This is a genomic window from Zhongshania marina, assembly GCF_002915595.1.
Taxonomy (GTDB): domain Bacteria; phylum Pseudomonadota; class Gammaproteobacteria; order Pseudomonadales; family Spongiibacteraceae; genus Spongiibacter; species Spongiibacter marinus_B.
In genome coordinates this window covers 117111-134703 of record NZ_PQGG01000031.1, presented here as the reverse complement: position 1 = coordinate 134703, position 17593 = coordinate 117111, and the positions used below count along the sequence as shown (strand labels likewise).

The window sequence follows — 17593 nt, the reverse complement described above, 5'->3', positions numbered from 1 at the left end:
TGGATTAGCGGGTAGGGAGACCGCTTTTTTCGATTCGCTTAGTAATAATGTATTGCTGAATAATAGATAAGGTATTGTTTACTACCCAGTACAGCACCAAACCAGCGGGGAAAAACAGGAAGAAGAAGGTGAATACAATTGGCATCCACTGCATAATTTTTGCTTGCATTGGGTCTGGTGGCGGCGGGTTTAAACGCTGCTGAATAAACATCGACAAACCCATGATCAATGGCAGTACAAAGTAAGGGTCCATTGCAGATAAGTCGTGGATCCATAGCATGAACGGCGCGTGGCGCAGTTCAATACTTTCCATTAATACCCAGTAAAGAGAAATAAACACCGGCATTTGAACGACCATTGGCAGGCATCCACCTAGCGGGTTTATTTTTTCCTTTTTGTACAACTCCATCATTGCTTGAGACTGCTTTTGGCGGTCATCGGCATAGCGCTCTTTTATTTCAGCAAGTTTAGGCTGAAATTTGCGCATATTCGCCATTGAGGTGAAGGCTTTTTGGTTGAGCTGGAAGAATGCGGCTTTTACTAAAATAGTGACGCCGATAATGGCAAAACCCCAGTTGCCTAACACCGAATGTATTTTAGTGAGTAGCCAGAATAAGGGTTGGGCAATCCACCAGAGCCAGCCGTAGTCGACGGTTAGTTCTAGGCCTGGTGATATTTCTTGCAGGCTGTATTGATCTTTTGGTCCTGTGTAAAAGTCAGCGCTTATTTTTCCCTGACTTTTTGGGGCGATAGTTACAGCTGCACTAGTTACGCGAGCAATATTCATATCTTGCTTTGTAACGATAGTACTTAGTTCGTTTACGCTATCTACTGGTGGAACCCAAGCGCTTACGAAGTAATGTTGGACGACGCCAATCCAGCCGCCGTTAACGCTGGCTTTGATGGGTTTGTCCTGCATTTTGCTGAAAGTTGTTTTCTTGTATAGGTCTTCGTTGGTTGCGTATGCCACGCCGATAAAGGGCTTCATGGCGAACATGCCACCTTTATCGTTCACGCTTGGATCTGCGCTATTGCCGCGTTTTAATTGGCCAAAAAAGCTTGCTTGGAAGGGCGCGTCACTTTGGTTGTCGATCAAGTATTCGACGTTTATTAAGTATTCGCCGCGGCTTAATTTGAAGCGTTTAACAATGGTGATGGTGTCGCTGTATTGATAATGCAAATCGACGTTTAGACTGTCTGAGGACTCATCTAAGTTGTACTCCGCACTGGCTGCAGAAAAATACGGGCGACCTTTTGAGGTGTCTGTTGCATTCGCCCCGATTAAGCCGCTTTGGGCTATATAGTGGCGCACATCATTGTTTTCGAGAATAACGAAGGGATCGTCTGATTCTAAGCTACTCGTGTAAGCGGGTAAGCCAGCGTAAACGATATCGCCACCTTGCAAGTCGATTTTTAAATCTAATACGTCAGTTTGCACGCTGATGTATTTGGCGTTGCTAGTATTAGCGGCATCAACGGTACCGATATCATCATTGCGTACTATAGCTGGAAACTCTCCGCTATCGCTGCTGGTTGTGGGCGCAGCATCGGCATTTGAGTTGTTGCTGACAACCGGCGCGCTAGTATTTGGTGTTTCAAATTTTTGCCACTCCACTAACAACATAAGGGATAGTGCAGCGACGGCGGCGATAAGAAGATAGCGCTGAAAATCAATCATTGCTTGAATGCCTTGATAGGGTGAGTTCGGTTGAGTGACAGTGGCAGGATGGTACAGGATCATAGCCCCCGTCGTTAAGGGGGTGACATTTGCAAATGCGCTTTACGCTAAGCCAGCTACCGCGCAGTGCGCCGTGTTTTTGCAGGGCTTCAATTGCATAGCTTGAACAGCTGGGATAAAAACGGCAATGCGGAGCCATCAGCGGACTGATAAACAGGCGGTAAAAGCGGATGCAGGCAATAAGCAAGCGCTGCATATTAACTAGCCCTCTTGCTGACGTAAGCGTTTTTCAGCTCGCTTCTCTAATTGGTGCCAAAGCTGATTGCAGGTTTCATGGAGTTGCTTATTATCGATATCGCCTAAGCCACGTCGTGCTAATACGATGATATCAATACCTTGCAGCTTATGTTTATTTAGCCTAAATGTTTCTCTTATAACGCGTTTTACACGGTTGCGTTGTACAGAGAGTCGCACGTTTTTTTTTGCAATAACCAAACCTAGTCTAGCGCGGCCTAGTTTATTAATACGTGCTAAAAAAAGTAATTCAGCAGTAGAGACTTTCAGACGTGATTCGTCGAATACCGCTTGGTATTCGCTGGCATTTAAAAGGCGTAGAGATTTATCAAAGTGAAAATCCACCGTTATGCCAGCATACCTTATCGCTTAATGCTAATTAAGCAGATAGTACTGCACGACCTTTAGCGCGACGACGGTTAATCAGTTTACGGCCATTTTTAGTTGCCATACGCGCGCGGAAGCCGTGGCTACGTGCTTTTTTAAGGTTGCTTGGTTGGAAAGTTCTTTTGCTCATGATCTCGTCCGTAATAATAAAATTAGCCAGTGGCTTGTAAACCCACCGGCACTGCCGACATATTTGCCAAGACAGTGAAAAATCGGATCGCGAATTTTAGTGGACATTAGCCCTAATAGCAATGATTTGTAGGTTTTAGTTGGTAGTTTTCATTTGCATAGTTAATACACCCCTATACCACAGTTTATGCATAAGTTATCCACAGGTTGTCGTGGGTGTTATCAAGGTGTGTGTTACTTGAGTGTAAGTTTTTGGATTTAATTATTATGTTTTTATAGTATTGAATATAAAGGATTTTTTTGGTTTCGGCAGGTGGAAATTGTTTTTAAATTTTGTGGATAAGTGTTCTGTTGACGAGTAGAATAAGTCGCCTACTACAGAATACTGACGGCTCAGCTTTGTGCGCGGTGCCGCCTGTTATTTCTTAATATTTATCAAGTATGGAGAATTGTGTTGTCGGACGCCACGTGGCAGAAATGTATTGCGCATTTGCAGGACGAATTGCCTACTCAACAGTTTAATACTTGGATCAGACCCCTTCGAGTTGAGCTCGTAGATAATTTGATTCGCCTGTGTGCGCCCAATCGTTTTGTGCGAGATTGGGTGAGCGATCGTTTCTATTCACGTATCGTTGAGTTAGTAACCGAATTATCTCCTCCTGGTGTTAAAGTTCATGTTGAGCTGGGCATTTCTGAGCGCCAGCCTGCAGGTGTTGTTGCTGACAAGGGACCTGCGTCGCAAGTTCCGCCACGTATGGCTAATACTCATACTTCAACGATCTTGCCAGCTTCCGCTGGCATAAGAGCTACGCCGAGTAATGCTGGGCAGCCCCAGAGTCCGCGTGCAGTTGATGAATCTCCACTGGCGTCTTCGTCTTCTATTGGTTCGCAGTTTGTTTCTGGTCAGCGGCAAGTTGAGGTAGAGGGTGGAATTCGGCATCAAAGCTCCTTAATGGAGTCATATACCTTTGATACTTTTGTAGAGGGTAAGTCTAACCAGTTGGCGCGGGCGGCGGCGAGCCAAGTCGCCAGCAATCCCGGCCGAGGATACAATCCTTTGTTTCTTTATGGTGGTGTTGGCCTCGGTAAAACCCACTTAATGCATGCAGTGGGAAATGCGCTGATGCAGCAAAATCCAAATGCAAAAGTGGTTTATTTGCATTCCGAACGCTTTGTCGCTGATATGGTTAAGGCATTACAGTTAAATGCGATAAATGAGTTTAAGCGCTACTACCGTTCAGTTGATGCACTCTTAATTGACGATATTCAGTTTTTCTCCGGTAAAGATCGTTCCCAAGAAGAGTTTTTCCATACGTTTAACGCCCTTCTTGAGGGCGGCCAACAGATGATCCTTACCTGTGATAGATACCCTAAGGAAATCAAAGGCTTAGAAGAAAGGTTGAAGTCGAGATTCGGCTGGGGTTTAACAGTAGCGGTAGAGCCACCAGAGCTTGAAACCCGCGTAGCCATTTTGCTTAAAAAAGCGGAGCAAGAAAAGGCTGCCCTTCCCTCGGATGCAGCATTTTTTATCGCACAACGGGTGCGATCAAATGTTCGGGAATTAGAGGGGGTGTTAAAGCGAGTTATTGCAAGTTCGCGCTTTATGGCTAAACCGATTGATATTCCCTTGATAAAAGAATCTCTCAAGGATTTGCTAGCCTTACAAGATAAGCAGGTAAGTTTAGATAATATTCAGCGTACCGTGGCGGAATACTACAAAATTAAAATTGCTGATCTAATGTCTAAGCGTCGTAGTCGCTCAGTTGCGCGGCCGCGCCAAGTTGCAATGGCCTTGTCGAAGGAGTTAACCAATCATAGTTTGCCTGAAATTGGTGAAGGCTTTGGCGGCCGAGATCATACAACTGTGCTTCACGCCTGCCGAAAAATCAAAGAATTGCGGGAAAGTGACGGTGATATACGAGAAGATTATCAAAATTTGATTAGACTGCTGACTAGCTGATGTTTTAGTAGTGCTTTATATAATAAAGTAAGCCCTATACCTCTGCCCTATTGAATTGATACTTAAAAGAACAGGAACCGGAAGCATGAAATTTTCGATTTCGCGGGAAGCGTTAATTAAGCCCTTGAACCTTGTTGCGGGTGTTGTCGAAAGAAGACAAACCCTACCAATACTGGCAAACGTTCAGCTTGTTTTAAACGAGCGGGAATTGGCGCTAACAGGAACGGATTTAGAGGTTGAGCTGATAGGTCGAGTTCATTTGGATGATGAGCCTGGTGTGTCGGGGGAAATTACCATCCCGGCGCGCAAGTTGGTTGATATTTGCAAGGCTCTTCCAGAAGGGTCTGATATTAGTTTTCAGCTAGATGATCAAAAGCTAATTCTTAAATCAGGTCGCAGTCGCTTTCAATTATCTACTCTGCCCGCGAATGATTTTCCAAGCGTAGAGCAGGCAAAAGGTGGGCAGTCATTTACCTTAAAGCAAGGTGATTTAAAGCGCTTGATCGAACGAACCAGTTTTGCAATGGCGCAGCAAGACGTACGGTATTACCTAAATGGTATGCTTTTTGAAGTTACTAATGGCCAGTTGCGAGTAGTGGCTACCGATGGCCACAGGCTCGCTATGGCTACTTTTCAAGGCGATATACAGGTTGATCAAGTAGCACAGGTTATCGTGCCTAGAAAAGGTGTCGTGGAGCTTGCCCGTCTTTTAATTAATGAGGATCAAGACGCTGAAGTTATCGTTGGTGGTAATCATATTCGCGTAGTCACTGCAGATTTTACCTTCACCTCAAAATTAATTGATGGCAAATTCCCTGATTACGAGCGTGTATTGCCGCGTAATAGTACCAAGGTAGTGTTGGGCTCGCGGGCAGATCTTAAGCAAGCATTTGCACGGACGGCGATTTTATCTAACGAAAAATACCGCGGTATTCGCATGCTGTTGACTAGTGGCGAGTTGCGGATTGTCGCCAATAACCCAGAGCAAGAAGAGGCTGAGGAAACTGTAGCAGTAGAGTATCAGGGTGATAGCCTAGAAATTGGCTTTAACGTGAGCTATTTACTTGATGTGCTCTCTGCTATTAATGGGGACTCGGCTAAGTTTTCCCTTTCTGATTCGAATAGCTCTGCCTTAATTGAGGAGGCAGAAGCGGACGGCGGTAACTGCCAGTATGTTGTTATGCCGATGCGTCTGTAGTTTTTTGAGCGCGTGGCCGGTACAGCTTCGCCGCGCGCGACCCCTTCCCTTCTGCAAGTCATAACCCTCGGTATGTGCATGCCCTCCCTTCAGCTTAACTACCAAGATTTTCCACGCGCTTGTTTGTCGTGCTTGGTGTTTTGGGGGTCGCGTTGCAATTAGAAAAGCTGAGTATTCACAATTTTAGAAATTTACGGCAAGTATCGCTGGGTGATTTAAGGGAATTTAATTTCATTCACGGAATTAACGGCAGCGGGAAAACCAGTATTCTCGAGGCAATTCACACCTTGGCGCTTACTCGCTCCTTCCGTTCCCGCAAGATTGATGGTGTTATCTCCTACGGTTGTGAAGATTTAATAGTTCGAGGTGAGCTTTCTCCGTCCCCGGCTACTACTAATACACCCAATACTATTATTGGTGTTCGTCGCCCTAAAAAAGGCGCTGTGCTTGTTAAGGTGAACGGGGAGAAATTGCTAACTGCGGGCCAGTTAGCTGGGGTAATGCCGGTTCAGGTAATTAATCCTGCTAGTTTCGAGTTGCTGGAGGGCTCCCCGAGTGTCAGGCGGCAGTATCTAGACTGGGGTGTGTTCCACGTGAAACATTCTGGTTTTTTTGAATATTGGCCCCGCTACAGGAAGGCGTTACAGCAGCGTAATTCCTTGCTCAGACGTGGTAATATAGACGCTTCGCTACTTGCACCCTGGGACAGGGAGTTGGAGGCAATGGGCGTGTTGATACACGAGGCGCGATTAAAGCATTTCGCGCTCTTGTCCTCAGCCTTCGATTTGATCTATGGCCGCCTATTGTCTGCTCTCGATGTGGGGCAAGATCAAAAAGACGCCCCGCCATTAACGATAGCGATGACAGCGGGATGGAAGGATGAAGAGCTCAGTTTAGCTGAGTCACTACAGAAGAATTTGGCTAGCGATCTTCGCTCAGGGTTTACTAAAAGTGGGCCGCATCGTGCGGATATCGATTTGCGAGTTGGTCGAAACGCAGCTGGCGATGTGCTTTCTAGGGGGCAGATTAAAACAGTTGTGTGCGCACTTAAGTTAGCGCAGTCAAAAGTACTATTAGATCAGGGTATCTCAACAGTATTTTTGATTGACGATTTGGCGGCGGAGCTAGATGAGCGTCGTTGCGAAATGGTTTTTAAGGAGTTGGTTGCGCTTAATGTGCAGGTTTTTGCTAGCTCGGTTCGTCGTACAGACTTAAACGACAGCTGGAGTTTGGGTAAGACCCTTAAAAGGTTTCACGTGGAACATGGGCAAGTTAGCGAATGCTGCTAATCTGCTCATATAATCAATTTACTAGTTTAAAGCAGTAATTTCGCTGCAAATATAATATAAGTCAGTTGCCCTACGGGCGTAGAGGTTAGGTAAAAATGACAGAAGATAGAGCTTACGATTCCTCAAGTATTAAGGTTTTGAAAGGCTTAGACGCCGTTAGAAAAAGACCCGGTATGTATATTGGTGATACCGATGATGGCTCGGGGCTGCACCACATGGTGTTTGAGGTCGTCGATAACTCTATAGACGAGGCTTTAGCTGGGCACTGTAGCAAAATACAGGTGATTATCCACGCTGATGAATCGGTATCTGTTACTGACGATGGTCGTGGTATACCAACAGAGATGCACGAAGAAGGTGTGACCGCTGCCGAAGTTATCATGACGGTACTTCACGCTGGTGGTAAGTTTGACGATAACACCTATAAGGTATCTGGCGGTCTTCACGGCGTGGGGGTTTCGGTTGTTAATGCCCTTTCAGAGGAGTTGCAACTGACCATACGTCGTGGCGGACATGTGCATGAACAGGTCTATAAGCACGGTATTCCACAGGCACCACTTAAAATTATTGGTGATACAGAGCGCTCAGGAACGGAGATACGCTTTAAACCCTCTGCAGAAACTTTCACTAATATTGAATTTCACTTTGACTACTTGGCTAAGCGCATACGCGAATTGGCCTTCCTTAATTCAGGTATAAATATTGAGTTAGTGGACGAGCGCGACGGTAAGAAAGAGAATTTTTGCTATGAAGGTGGATTAAGCGCCTTTGTTGAATACTTAAATACTAACAAGACGCCGGTTAACAAAGTCTTTCACTTCACCACTGAGAGTGAGGGTGTTGTGGTTGAAGTTGCTTTGCAGTGGAATGATGGCTTCCAAGAAAATCTATACTGCTTCACAAATAACATTCCGCAGCGAGACGGCGGTACGCATTTAGCGGGCTTTAGAGCGGGATTAACGCGGAACCTAAACACCTATATAGAGCGTGAAGGTTTGGCTAAAAAAGCCAAAATTGCTACTACCGGTGACGATGCTCGTGAAGGTCTGACAGCGGTTGTGTCAGTAAAAGTGCCGGATCCTAAGTTCTCGTCACAAACAAAAGACAAGCTCGTGTCCAGTGAAGTAAAAACCATAGTTGAACAGGCGATGACAGCAAAATTCGGTGACTTCCTGATGGAAAGCCCGAATGAAGCCAAGCAAATTGTTCAAAAAATGCTTGATGCAGCCCGCGCGCGGGAGGCTGCAAGAAAAGCCCGTGAAATGACTCGCCGTAAAGGCGCATTAGATATTGCTGGTTTGCCGGGTAAATTGGCGGATTGCCAAGAGAAGGACCCCGCCCTTTCAGAAATCTATCTGGTCGAGGGTGATTCGGCGGGTGGCTCGGCTAAGCAAGGCCGAGATCGTAGAACTCAGGCGATCTTGCCACTGAAAGGTAAGATTCTGAATGTCGAAAAAGCGCGTTTTGACAAAATGATATCTTCAGTTGAAGTCGGTACGATTGTAACGGCACTCGGCTGCGGTATCGGCAAAGACGAGTTCAATGTTGAAAAGCTGCGCTATCACAGCATTATTATTATGACGGATGCGGATGTCGACGGGTCGCACATCCGTACCTTATTACTGACGTTTTTCTTTAGACAAATGCCAGAACTTATAGAGAATGGGCATATATTTATTGCGCAACCTCCTCTGTATAAAATTGGTCGTGGTAAGCAGCATCAGTACTTAAAAGATGAGCCTGCCTTGGCAAATTACCTCACCCAATCCGCATTAGATGGCGCAGCGCTATACGTTAACCCAGATGCAGCCCCCATTGGTGGTGCAGGATTAGAGGAACTCATTGTTCAATATCGTCGAGTCGATAGCATTATCGCTCGCCTATCTCGCCTCTACCCTGCCGGCGTTTTGCGTGAACTAACGTATATGCCGGTGTTGAATGCCGATGAGCTTGCCGATAAGGCCGTAGTGGCTAAGTGGGCAGAAAGACTAGCCGAAGTGACGGTTGAGTTAGAGCAGCGCGATGCTCAGCACCGCTACGATGTGCGTATAGTTGAAGACCCAGAGCTACACGTATTCTTGCCGGTAATTGATATCATCTCTCACGGAGTGAGTGATCACTATCAGTTTGGGCGTGATTTCTTCAAGTCTGCGGACTACCAGGCCATCGTTTCATTAGGCCAGAGCTTGCAAGGTCTACTGGAAGAAGGTGCATATATTAAGCGTGGTGAGCGGGTTCAAGAAGTCAGCGATTTCTCTGAGGTCATTAGCTGGCTTATGCAGCAAGCTGAACGCGGATTTAACGTCCAGCGCTATAAGGGTCTAGGTGAAATGAACCCCGAGCAGCTATGGGAAACAACGATGGACCCAGATGCACGCCGTATGTTGAGGGTAACCATTGAAGATGCGGTAGCCGCGGATCAAATATTTACTACCCTGATGGGAGATCACGTTGAACCGCGCCGAGATTTCATAGAAACCAATGCATTGAAGGTTGCCAACCTAGACGTATAGGTCTGCCCTTCTTATTTGGAGCTACTGGCAAAAGCCGTAGCTCCAGCTTTCTTTAATAATCGAACAAAGCCGCCTTCTCTACAAAGTCGCAAAGTACATTGCAGCGATTATTATTGGATTAGTTCACACTGAGCTTCTATCCAGTTTTCTACTTCCAGCGTCAGCTCTTTGCTTTCCCGTCCTTGGCTTGATATCGGTTCGCCTATAACAAGGGTTACCGTACCGGGTTTAATAAGAAGCCCCTTCGCCGGCCATAATTTGCCAGCATTATGCGCTATTGGTAGTACAGCTACCCCCGCTGCAATGGCTATTCCTGAGCCACTGCGGGCATAGCGGCCGCGGGTGCCGACAGGTGTGCGAGTTCCCTCTGGGAATATAAGCACACTATAGTTATTTTTTAGCCGTGATAGCCCCTGCTCCATTGTTTGTCGCATGGCGGCCCGTGGATTGCTACGATCAATTCCAATAGCGTTCATCATTCTTAGAGCCCAGCCGAAAAAGGGAATGTTAAATAGCTCCCGTTTTACCACCGTTGCAACAGGGAATAAAAACCACTGAAGATAAAAAGTTTCCCACTGACTTTGGTGCTTCGCCATCGCCACATAGGGGAGATCCGTAGGTAATGAGCCGCGAATCTCGGTTTTTACACCACAGCAAATACGCAGTAAAAAAATAATTGCTGCATTGCCCAAGACAAAATAGCGGCCGCGGATGTGGAAAGGCAGAAAAGAGGTAAATAACAGCCCCGTGGTACTGATAAACACGGTGATTAAGGCGTAGCCAGTGAAAAAAAGCATTGAGCGTAATGCTAAAATACTATTTGCTATCAGTTCCATTCCGAGTCTCAATTAGGTCTGCGCTAGCAATGAACTAGCGCAGATCAACTTATGTATCATGCCTTTACCCTATCGAATGACGGGATAGTTTACTTACCTACAACTAACTGCGAAATATCGGCAACCTCTAAAAACAGTCCCTGTAATTGTTTGAGCAGAGATTGGCGATTACGTCGCAGCGCTTCATCGTCGGCATTTACCATTACCTGGTCAAAAAAGGCATCAACACTTGATTGCAAGCTGGCGAGTGATTTTAAGCCGCCCTCATAGTCAGCCTTGGCAAAAAGTGGCGCAACCTTTTCTTGCAGCTCTAATAACTGTGCAGCTAGTGCGACTTCGGCTGGCTCCTGCAGTAGATCTGTATTAACCGTGTCGGCGATGCTTCCTTCTACCTTAGCTAGAATGTTTGATACGCGTTTATTTGCTGCAGCAAGTGCCGCCGCTTCGGGTAACTGGTTAAAGGCCTGCACGGCTTTAATGCGGTTATCTATATCCAGTGGCGCGCTAAGTTGTTTTGCGCTTACCGATAGGAATACCTCTGCAGATATACCTTGATCTTCGTAACCAGCTCGCAGTCGATCAATAATATAATTAAGGACGGTGTCTTTGAGTTTGTTGTCGCTAGCGAATTGTTGGTGTTTGCTGATCGCTAGTGCCACTAATTCGCCAAGGTCTAGAGTTAATTGCTTTTCAACAATTATTCGCAAGACACCAAGAGAAGCGCGGCGCAAGGCGAAGGGGTCCTTTGATCCGGTAGGGATCTGACCTATGCCGAAAATACCGGTGATGGTATCTAAACGATCTGCCAGTGCGACGATGGTGCCGGTAAGCGATGTGGGTAAGGAATCACCTGCAAAGCGCGGCATATATTGCTCGTTCATAGCGAGGGCGACATCGCCCGCTTCACCATCATTTTGTGCGTAGTAATACCCTGCTATACCCTGCATATCGTCGAACTCTAATACCATCTCGGTAACGAGGTCGCTTTTAGAAAGCTCTGCAGCGCGTCTTGCCTCGGCGGTATTCGCATTAAGCAGCTTTGCAATGTCTTCACTTAGCTCGGCTACGCGGCAGGTTTTGTCGTAGATGGTACCGAGCTTATCCTGAAAGACAATGCTGCGTAATTTCTCGCGACGTTGTTCAAGGCTAATTTTACAATCGGTTTCAAAAAAGAATGCGGCGTCGCTAAGGCGAGGTCGAATAACCCGCTCGTTACCGTCAACCACTTTTTGTGGATCGCGACTTTCAATATTAGATACCGTAATAAAATACGGCATAAGTTTGTTGTTAGAATCTACAACATGAAAATACTTTTGATGTTCTTTCATTGAGGAGATCAAGGCTTCAGCCGGCACTTTAAGAAAGCGCTCTTCAAAGCTGCCGGCAAGAGCGACCGGCCACTCTACTAATGAACTAACTTCATCTAGTAGGTCGTCGCTAATAACCGTTTGCCCGCCTAAAGTACGGCCGACATCAGTAATTTGTTCACGAATAATGTCTTGCCGAATTTTATAATCGGCAATAATTTTTCCCTGATCTTTTAGGACAGATTCGTAACTGCTGGCAGAGCTAATTTGTAATTCATTATTGCAATGAAAGCGATGGCCACGGCTAACATTTGATGACGTTAAGCCAAAAATATTTTCTTGAATAGTTTCTTCGCCAAAAATAATGGTGAGCCACTGTATAGGTCTAACAAACTCGGTGCGGGATGCACCCCAGCGCATTCTTTTTGCAATTGGCAAAGAGTTCAACGCTGTTTCAATGACGCTGGCAATAACTTCCTTGGTTTCTGCGCCCTTGGCATTGCTACGGTAACAGAGCTTTTCTTGCTTGCCGTCGTGGGCGATATGCTGGCTTAAATCGTCGGCGCTAATATTGTTCTTTTTTGCAAAAGCTAAAGCGGCGTTTGTTGCCTTGCCACTATCATCAAAGGCAACTTTAACTGGTGGGCCCCAATTTTCTAGTTCTTTGTCGGGTGCTGATTCTGCCAAGCCGGAAACTAAAATAGCGAGTCGACGCGGCGTTGCAAAGCTTTTGCTTGTGCTGAATTTCAACGCTAGATCATTAAGTTGTGAGCTAATGCTCGCGCTAAAGGCTTCCGACAAGGTTTTTAACGATTTTGGCGGTAGCTCTTCGGTGCCGATTTCGATGAGTAAATCGCGAGTGGTCGTCATTATTTGCTCTCCTTTGCGGCAGCGAATTCTTTACGTAAATTTTCTGGTGCCATAGGAAAGCCCAACGCTTCGCGAGCGTCGAAATAGGCTTGCGCAACTGCGCGGGCCAAGCTTCTAACGCGCAAAATAAAACGCTGACGTTCAGTAACCGAAATTGCGTGACGTGCATCGAGTAAATTAAAGGCGTGTGATGCCTTCATAACCATTTCGTAGGCTGGTAGCGGCAGGCCTTTGTCTATTAGGCGCTCGCTCTCTTTTTCGCAGTGATCGAATTGCGCAAACAATTGTGTAACGTCGGCTTCTTCAAAGTTGAAGTGCGACATTTCCACTTCGTTTTGATGAAACACATCACCATAGGTAACCGCGCCCTCTGGGCCATTGGTCCAAACCAGGTCATAAATACTGTCTACGCCCTGTAGATACATGGCGATGCGCTCTAAACCGTAGGTGATTTCGCCGCTGACCGGATAGCACTCAAGACCACCAACCTGTTGGAAGTAGGTGAACTGGGTGACTTCCATACCATTTAGCCAGACTTCCCAGCCCAGTCCCCAAGCGCCTAAGGTTGGGGATTCCCAGTTGTCTTCAACAAAGCGTATATCGTGTACTTCAGGGTCGATTCCAAGCATTTTCAAAGAATCTAAATACAGATCCTGAATATTGCTGGGCGATGGCTTCATGATGACTTGAAATTGATAGTAGTGCTGAAGGCGGTTGGGGTTGGTGCCGTAGCGACCGTCAGTGGGGCGACGGCAGGGTTGAACGTAGGCAGCATTCCAAGTTTCTGGGCCGATGGCACGTAAAAACGTGGCTGGGTGGAAGGTGCCGGCACCGACCTCCATGTCCAAGGGTTGCAGTAGCACGCACCCCTGCTCTGCCCAATATTGTTGTAATGCCAAAATTAGCCCCTGAAAGGTGCTGACGTCTGCCTTACTCACGGCCTTCCCCACGAAATAAATAAAGAGGTGAATTATACAGGTATGACAGCCGGTGCGTTAAGACTAAGCTGCTTTCTGGTCGTAGTAGTGGTGGACTTGTTATCATCGGCGTCCAGATATTAAGGAGACAGGCCACAATGGCAAAAATAATTGGTGCGATATTGGGGTTTTTAGTGGGCGGCCCACTATTGGCACTGCTGGGTTTTGTCGTCGGTAGCTTCTTCGATCGCGGCTTGGGTCAGGCGATGCGCTTTAATTACGGCGCCGAGCGTGAGCGTATTCAAGGCATCTTTTTTGACACTGTATTCCGCGTTATGGGACATATTGCCAAAGCCGACGGCCGGGTATGTGAGTCTGAAGTCGCCCAAGCAGAGGCGATAATCACACAATTAGGTCTCAGCGGTGCTCGTCGTCAGGATGCAATTGCAAAATTTAAACAAGGTAGTGATAGCAGTTTTGCGCTAGAGCCACAAATGTCCGATTTCATGAGTGTGGCCAAAGCCCAGCCTCTGCTGAGACAAATGCTACTAGAAGCGCTATTGGCAATGGCACTGGCCGACGGTGATATGGCCGACGCTGAGCGGGATATCGTGACGCGGGTGGCAGGCTATTTAGGAGTGTCGGGCCAAGAATTCCAGCGTTTATTAGATATGATGATGGCGCAGCGCCAGTTCCACGGCGGCAGCGCGGGTGGGCAGACAAGCAGTGCTTCTGATTTAAAGAAGGCCTATCAAGCGTTGGGGGTTGATGAGTCGATAAGCGATGCGGATTTAAAGCGCGCCTATCGCAAATTAATGAGTCAGCACCACCCAGATAAGCTGATTGCCAAAGGTGTGCCGGAAGATATGATGAAACTTGCGACGGAGAAAGCGCAGGAAATTCAGGTGGCCTACGATCTTATTAAGAAAAATCGCGGCACCTGAGTAGGGAATAAACTCTTTTGGTCCGGCCAGGCATTAACTGGCTTGGGCCGAAAGGGGGCGCACATTATCAGTAGTTTGAGCGTCGATTTCCTCAAGGGCCTCTACCCTGCCTTTACAGGCCTGCATAATCGCCTCTTTGTTTTTGGATAAGAAAATACCAAATTCTTCAGCCTTGGTTTCATCAACATCGGGAATATGTTGCTGGAGCAACGCAGTGAAACCTTCTGCTAACTCCAACATTTTGTCGTAGGCATCGGCATCTTTTTTGTTGTCAAACATACTATTGTCCCTGTCACACATCCACTTGGCTACTACCGCCATGTTTCACCCCGTTTGATTTGTTGAACGATATAAATATTAGAAGAACTGTATATAAATACAGTTTTTGGTGCAAGGCTTAATTGTTGCGCTAGCAAGGAATTGTGGTTTTCATCGTTCTGTCACGAGCTTCAAGTAGCCTCGCTACAAATTGTAAGAAGCCGTTGTAACATGTGTATGAACTCATTTTTAAAACTTGGTGGCATTTTTCTATTGAGTGGCCTGCTTGGCGCCTGTGGTGGGGATAGTGTGAGCTCTACTCAAGCAGTAACGCAATCGCCTGATACTGAAACGCCTCCAGCCCCAGCGCTGGAAATAGCGGGCAATAACGAAGTTGCCTCTGGCTCTGCACATACCTTGCGCGCTCTAACAGAAGATAATGGTCTAGCGAGTTCATGGAGCTGGCAATTTGACCGCGGCGTATTGAGCGACGAGAACGTAGAGGTCGACGGCGATCGCCTTAGCTATACCGCACCAGATGTAAATAATCCTACGACGATTAACTTTGCTGTACAGCGTAACGCGAGTGGCCAAAGTCCACAAAATGCGAGCCTTGCCGTAGTGGTATTCGCCCTAGATGACGCCACTAAGCGGCCCACCCTTGAGCTGAGTGATGACCTATCTGCCGACGAAGGCACAGATGTGTTGTTGTCGGTAAGTGCGGCTGCGCGGCAGGGTCGCAGTATTCGGTCTATTGCATGGCAGCAACTATCAGGGCCAGCGGCTCAGCTTCTTGGTGCACATGACCAAGATACGTTTTTTATTCGTCTACCCCAAGTCGACACGGAGCAAACCTTAAGGTTTGCAGTTCAGGCGCAGGACAGCGGTGGATTTAGCGCGAGCGCTGAGGTGGTGGTGCGAGTATTGAATGTTTTCGAGAATACATTGCCGGTAGTCAGTGCGGGAGCAGATCAGGAGTCTGCTGCGAATAGCACAGTTAATTTACATGGCAGTGCGACAGATGCCGATGGAGAAATTGTGTCGGTGCTTTGGGAGGCGCTAGGCCAAGATAGCAGCATCATTATTAATCAAGCCGATAGCCTCAATGCCAGTTTTATGGCGCCAAACGTATCGGAAGATCGCGATGTAGTAATACGCTTAACCGCAACTGACAACGACGGTGCTAGCGGCAGTGACAACACCGTAGTTCGAATTATCGCCACGCCAAATGAAGCCCCTGAAATTAGCAGTGCCTATGTCGATCCTGGGGTTGCCTATAGTGGTGAGACAGTGCAGTTGATCGCGACGGGGCAAGATCCAGATGGCAATGCACTAAGTTTTAACTGGCAGCAAATTCCGGCTCAAGACCAAGCATTGCTTACTATTGAGCAAGATGAGAGCGGAAATATTAGTGCGAGCTTGCCGACACTGAGTAAAAACGAAAACTTTGTTTTAGTTTTGTCGGTGAGTGACGGTATAAGCACGGTCAGTCGAGAAGTGGGTTTTCAGGGAGTTGCTAACTTTGCGCCAGCGCCGGATCCGTTGAGCTGTCTGTCGCAACCGTTGCATCCTGGCTGTCCTCTCGCCCCGCTTGCACCGGTATTAGATCCCAATTCCTTTAGTGCCTGCGCGACTGACCCCAGAAGCAGTGAATGTATCTTTATTCAGCTTGCGGGCCCTGCCGTGCTCGCCTGCATTGATAATCCTGGGCCACAAACCTGCGCCACGGCATTAACGAGCATTACAGATCCGAGCTATGTTTTAGAACAGTTGGGAGAGGAAGATACTGCAGGAGTATGTAATCCTGCATATGATGAAAATAGTTATGAACATTATGTGGGCGCGCTGCACGAGCATACTGCATATTCTGACGGTACCTTTTTAACTCGCCCTGCCGATGTTTTCCAGCGCGTAAAGTCAGCCGGTCTAGATTTTGTTGGTAGCGCAGATCATTCAGACAATATGGCGCTCCCGCTTTCGGTTGGTCGCGGCGATTGTCCGCCTGAGCAATTATTAGATTGCTATTTCTTTGTCGATCCCGACAATCGCAGTGATGCATTTGTGAAGTGGAAGGCCACACAGGAACAGGCGCTTGCTGCCAGTGACGACAATTTCACCGCCTTTCGCGGATTTGAATGGACCTCAGATAGATTTGGTCACGCCAATATATTCTTCTCAAGAAATATAATAAATGCGAAAACTGGGCCGGGTTATGCAGTGAGTATGGTTCTGTTTTGGGAGTGGTTTTCTTATCCAGCCCAATTTGGTGGCGGCTCGGATGGTTTACTAAGTTTTAATCATCCCGGCAGAGAAGATGCTATAGAAAATCTTGTCGAAGGCCTCGGTGGTGACCCTGGCTTTACCTTTAATGATTTCCGCTATGTTGCTGCTGCCGATTACCGCACGGTAGGTATAGAAGTATTTGGCAAGAGTAGTGAATACGACAGTGATGGTCCGAACGGTAGTTGGCTAAGTTATGCTTTAGATAAAGGCTGGTATTTGGCGCCGATTGGATCAGAAGATCATCATGATACCCGTTGGGGAGATGCTGATTTACCCAAAACGGTATTCATTGCGCGATCTCGCAGTCGCGATGATTTACGTGAGGCGATGCTAGCTCGTCGATTTTACGCTGTAGCGCAAAATTACAATGGCGTTAGGCTAGACTACCAAATTAATGATAATCCTATGGGCTCTCGGCTGCGTAAACAGATTGGCGATAAATTAAATGTAAGCATAAATTTGAGCACAAATAATGTTGTTGTGGGTGCGCCACGTTTTGAATTAGTGGGTCCAAATAACACAATAATAGAATCATCTAACGGTACAAATGTGCAGAAAAGTATTATTTATAATAATGACTTAAAATATATTTTTGTTCGCGTATTTGATGGTGAAAGGCCGATAGCATTCTCGGCGCCGATTTGGCTTTCTGAAGGTGTTGAGCCTCTGCCGAGTTGCTTAGTTCCACAGATTTGGGAAGACGAGCGGGCACTGCTGCCAGCGATTTGAT

General features: G+C 46.9%; 14 protein-coding genes. 6 read left to right on the top strand and 8 right to left on the bottom strand.

Annotated features, from left to right (window positions below):
- Positions 1-4 precede the first annotated feature (4 nt).
- Genes yidC through rpmH form a run of 4 tightly spaced genes read right to left on the bottom strand, consistent with a single transcriptional unit; the run spans position 5 to position 2489 of the window.
- Positions 5-1678 (bottom strand): membrane protein insertase YidC, encoded by a 1674-nt coding sequence (yidC, locus tag C0068_RS13695; RefSeq protein WP_103685042.1) that lies wholly within the window; start codon positions 1676-1678, stop codon positions 5-7.
- On the bottom strand, positions 1671-1934 hold the full coding sequence (yidD, locus tag C0068_RS13690) for a membrane protein insertion efficiency factor YidD (RefSeq protein WP_103685041.1): 264 nt from the start codon (positions 1932-1934) through the stop codon (positions 1671-1673). The genes yidC and yidD overlap by 8 nt, the downstream gene beginning before the upstream one ends.
- Positions 1935-1939: 5 nt before the next feature.
- Positions 1940-2317: a ribonuclease P protein component gene (rnpA, locus tag C0068_RS13685; protein ID WP_103685040.1), complete on the bottom strand. Its 378-nt coding sequence runs from the start codon at positions 2315-2317 to the stop codon at positions 1940-1942.
- A 34-nt stretch (positions 2318-2351) separates the two neighbouring features.
- Positions 2352-2489, bottom strand: coding sequence for a 50S ribosomal protein L34 (gene rpmH / locus C0068_RS13680; protein WP_103685039.1), 138 nt, complete (start codon positions 2487-2489; stop codon positions 2352-2354).
- Positions 2490-2942: 453 nt separating this feature from the next.
- Here rpmH and dnaA point away from each other — a divergent pair, with 453 nt between their 5' ends.
- From dnaA to gyrB, 4 genes are all read left to right on the top strand, one after another.
- A complete protein-coding gene (dnaA, locus tag C0068_RS13675) occupies positions 2943-4448 on the top strand; it encodes a chromosomal replication initiator protein DnaA (RefSeq protein WP_103685203.1) in 1506 nt (501 codons plus the stop codon).
- An 85-nt stretch (positions 4449-4533) separates the two neighbouring features.
- Positions 4534-5646, top strand: a complete 1113-nt coding sequence (dnaN, locus tag C0068_RS13670) for a DNA polymerase III subunit beta (RefSeq protein ID WP_103685038.1) — start codon at positions 4534-4536, stop codon at positions 5644-5646.
- 152 nt (positions 5647-5798) lie between these two features.
- Positions 5799-6935, top strand: a complete 1137-nt coding sequence (gene recF / locus C0068_RS13665; protein WP_158249998.1) for a DNA replication/repair protein RecF — start codon at positions 5799-5801, stop codon at positions 6933-6935.
- Between the two features lie 95 nt (positions 6936-7030).
- Positions 7031-9448 (top strand): DNA topoisomerase (ATP-hydrolyzing) subunit B, encoded by a 2418-nt coding sequence (gyrB, locus tag C0068_RS13660; RefSeq protein WP_103685036.1) that lies wholly within the window; start codon positions 7031-7033, stop codon positions 9446-9448.
- Between the two features lie 110 nt (positions 9449-9558).
- Here gyrB and C0068_RS13655 read toward each other — a convergent pair whose 3' ends face one another.
- The 3 genes from C0068_RS13655 to glyQ form a co-directional block, all read right to left on the bottom strand.
- Positions 9559-10284, bottom strand: a complete 726-nt coding sequence (locus tag C0068_RS13655) for a lysophospholipid acyltransferase family protein (RefSeq protein WP_103685035.1) — start codon at positions 10282-10284, stop codon at positions 9559-9561.
- A gap of 89 nt (positions 10285-10373) precedes the next feature.
- Positions 10374-12461 (bottom strand): glycine--tRNA ligase subunit beta, encoded by a 2088-nt coding sequence (gene glyS / locus C0068_RS13650; RefSeq protein WP_103685034.1) that lies wholly within the window; start codon positions 12459-12461, stop codon positions 10374-10376.
- The gene (gene glyQ / locus C0068_RS13645) at positions 12461-13399 is read right to left on the bottom strand and encodes a glycine--tRNA ligase subunit alpha (RefSeq protein ID WP_103685033.1); all 939 of its coding nucleotides are present in this window, start codon (positions 13397-13399) and stop codon (positions 12461-12463) included. Before glyQ ends, glyS begins: the two co-directional genes overlap by 1 nt.
- Positions 13400-13536: 137 nt before the next feature.
- On the opposite strand from glyQ, the gene djlA reads away from it, so the two are divergent.
- The gene (gene djlA, locus C0068_RS13640) at positions 13537-14322 is read left to right on the top strand and encodes a co-chaperone DjlA (RefSeq protein ID WP_103685032.1); all 786 of its coding nucleotides are present in this window, start codon (positions 13537-13539) and stop codon (positions 14320-14322) included.
- A 33-nt stretch (positions 14323-14355) separates the two neighbouring features.
- Here the strand turns inward: djlA and C0068_RS13635 are convergent, their stop codons facing one another.
- Positions 14356-14643: a YebG family protein gene (locus C0068_RS13635; RefSeq protein WP_103685031.1), complete on the bottom strand. Its 288-nt coding sequence runs from the start codon at positions 14641-14643 to the stop codon at positions 14356-14358.
- A gap of 246 nt (positions 14644-14889) precedes the next feature.
- On the opposite strand from C0068_RS13635, the gene C0068_RS13630 reads away from it, so the two are divergent.
- On the top strand, positions 14890-17592 hold the full coding sequence (locus C0068_RS13630; protein ID WP_146047901.1) for a PKD domain-containing protein: 2703 nt from the start codon (positions 14890-14892) through the stop codon (positions 17590-17592).
- Position 17593: the final 1 nt, after the last annotated feature.

Bases quoted from the DNA above. Each gene is read 5' to 3' on its own strand.
- yidC (WP_103685042.1), bottom strand. From the start codon at position 1,678: ATGATTGATTTTCAGCGCTATCTTCTTATCGCCGCCGTCGCTGCACTA.
- yidD (WP_103685041.1), bottom strand. From the start codon at position 1,934: ATGCAGCGCTTGCTTATTGCCTGCATCCGCTTTTACCGCCTGTTTATC.
- rpmH (WP_103685039.1), bottom strand. From the start codon at position 2,489: ATGAGCAAAAGAACTTTCCAACCAAGCAACCTTAAAAAAGCACGTAGC.
- dnaN (WP_103685038.1), top strand. From the start codon at position 4,534: ATGAAATTTTCGATTTCGCGGGAAGCGTTAATTAAGCCCTTGAACCTT.
- gyrB (WP_103685036.1), top strand. From the start codon at position 7,031: ATGACAGAAGATAGAGCTTACGATTCCTCAAGTATTAAGGTTTTGAAA.
- C0068_RS13655 (WP_103685035.1), bottom strand. From the start codon at position 10,284: ATGGAACTGATAGCAAATAGTATTTTAGCATTACGCTCAATGCTTTTT.
- glyS (WP_103685034.1), bottom strand. From the start codon at position 12,461: ATGACGACCACTCGCGATTTACTCATCGAAATCGGCACCGAAGAGCTA.
- djlA (WP_103685032.1), top strand. From the start codon at position 13,537: ATGGCAAAAATAATTGGTGCGATATTGGGGTTTTTAGTGGGCGGCCCA.
- C0068_RS13635 (WP_103685031.1), bottom strand. From the start codon at position 14,643: ATGGCGGTAGTAGCCAAGTGGATGTGTGACAGGGACAATAGTATGTTT.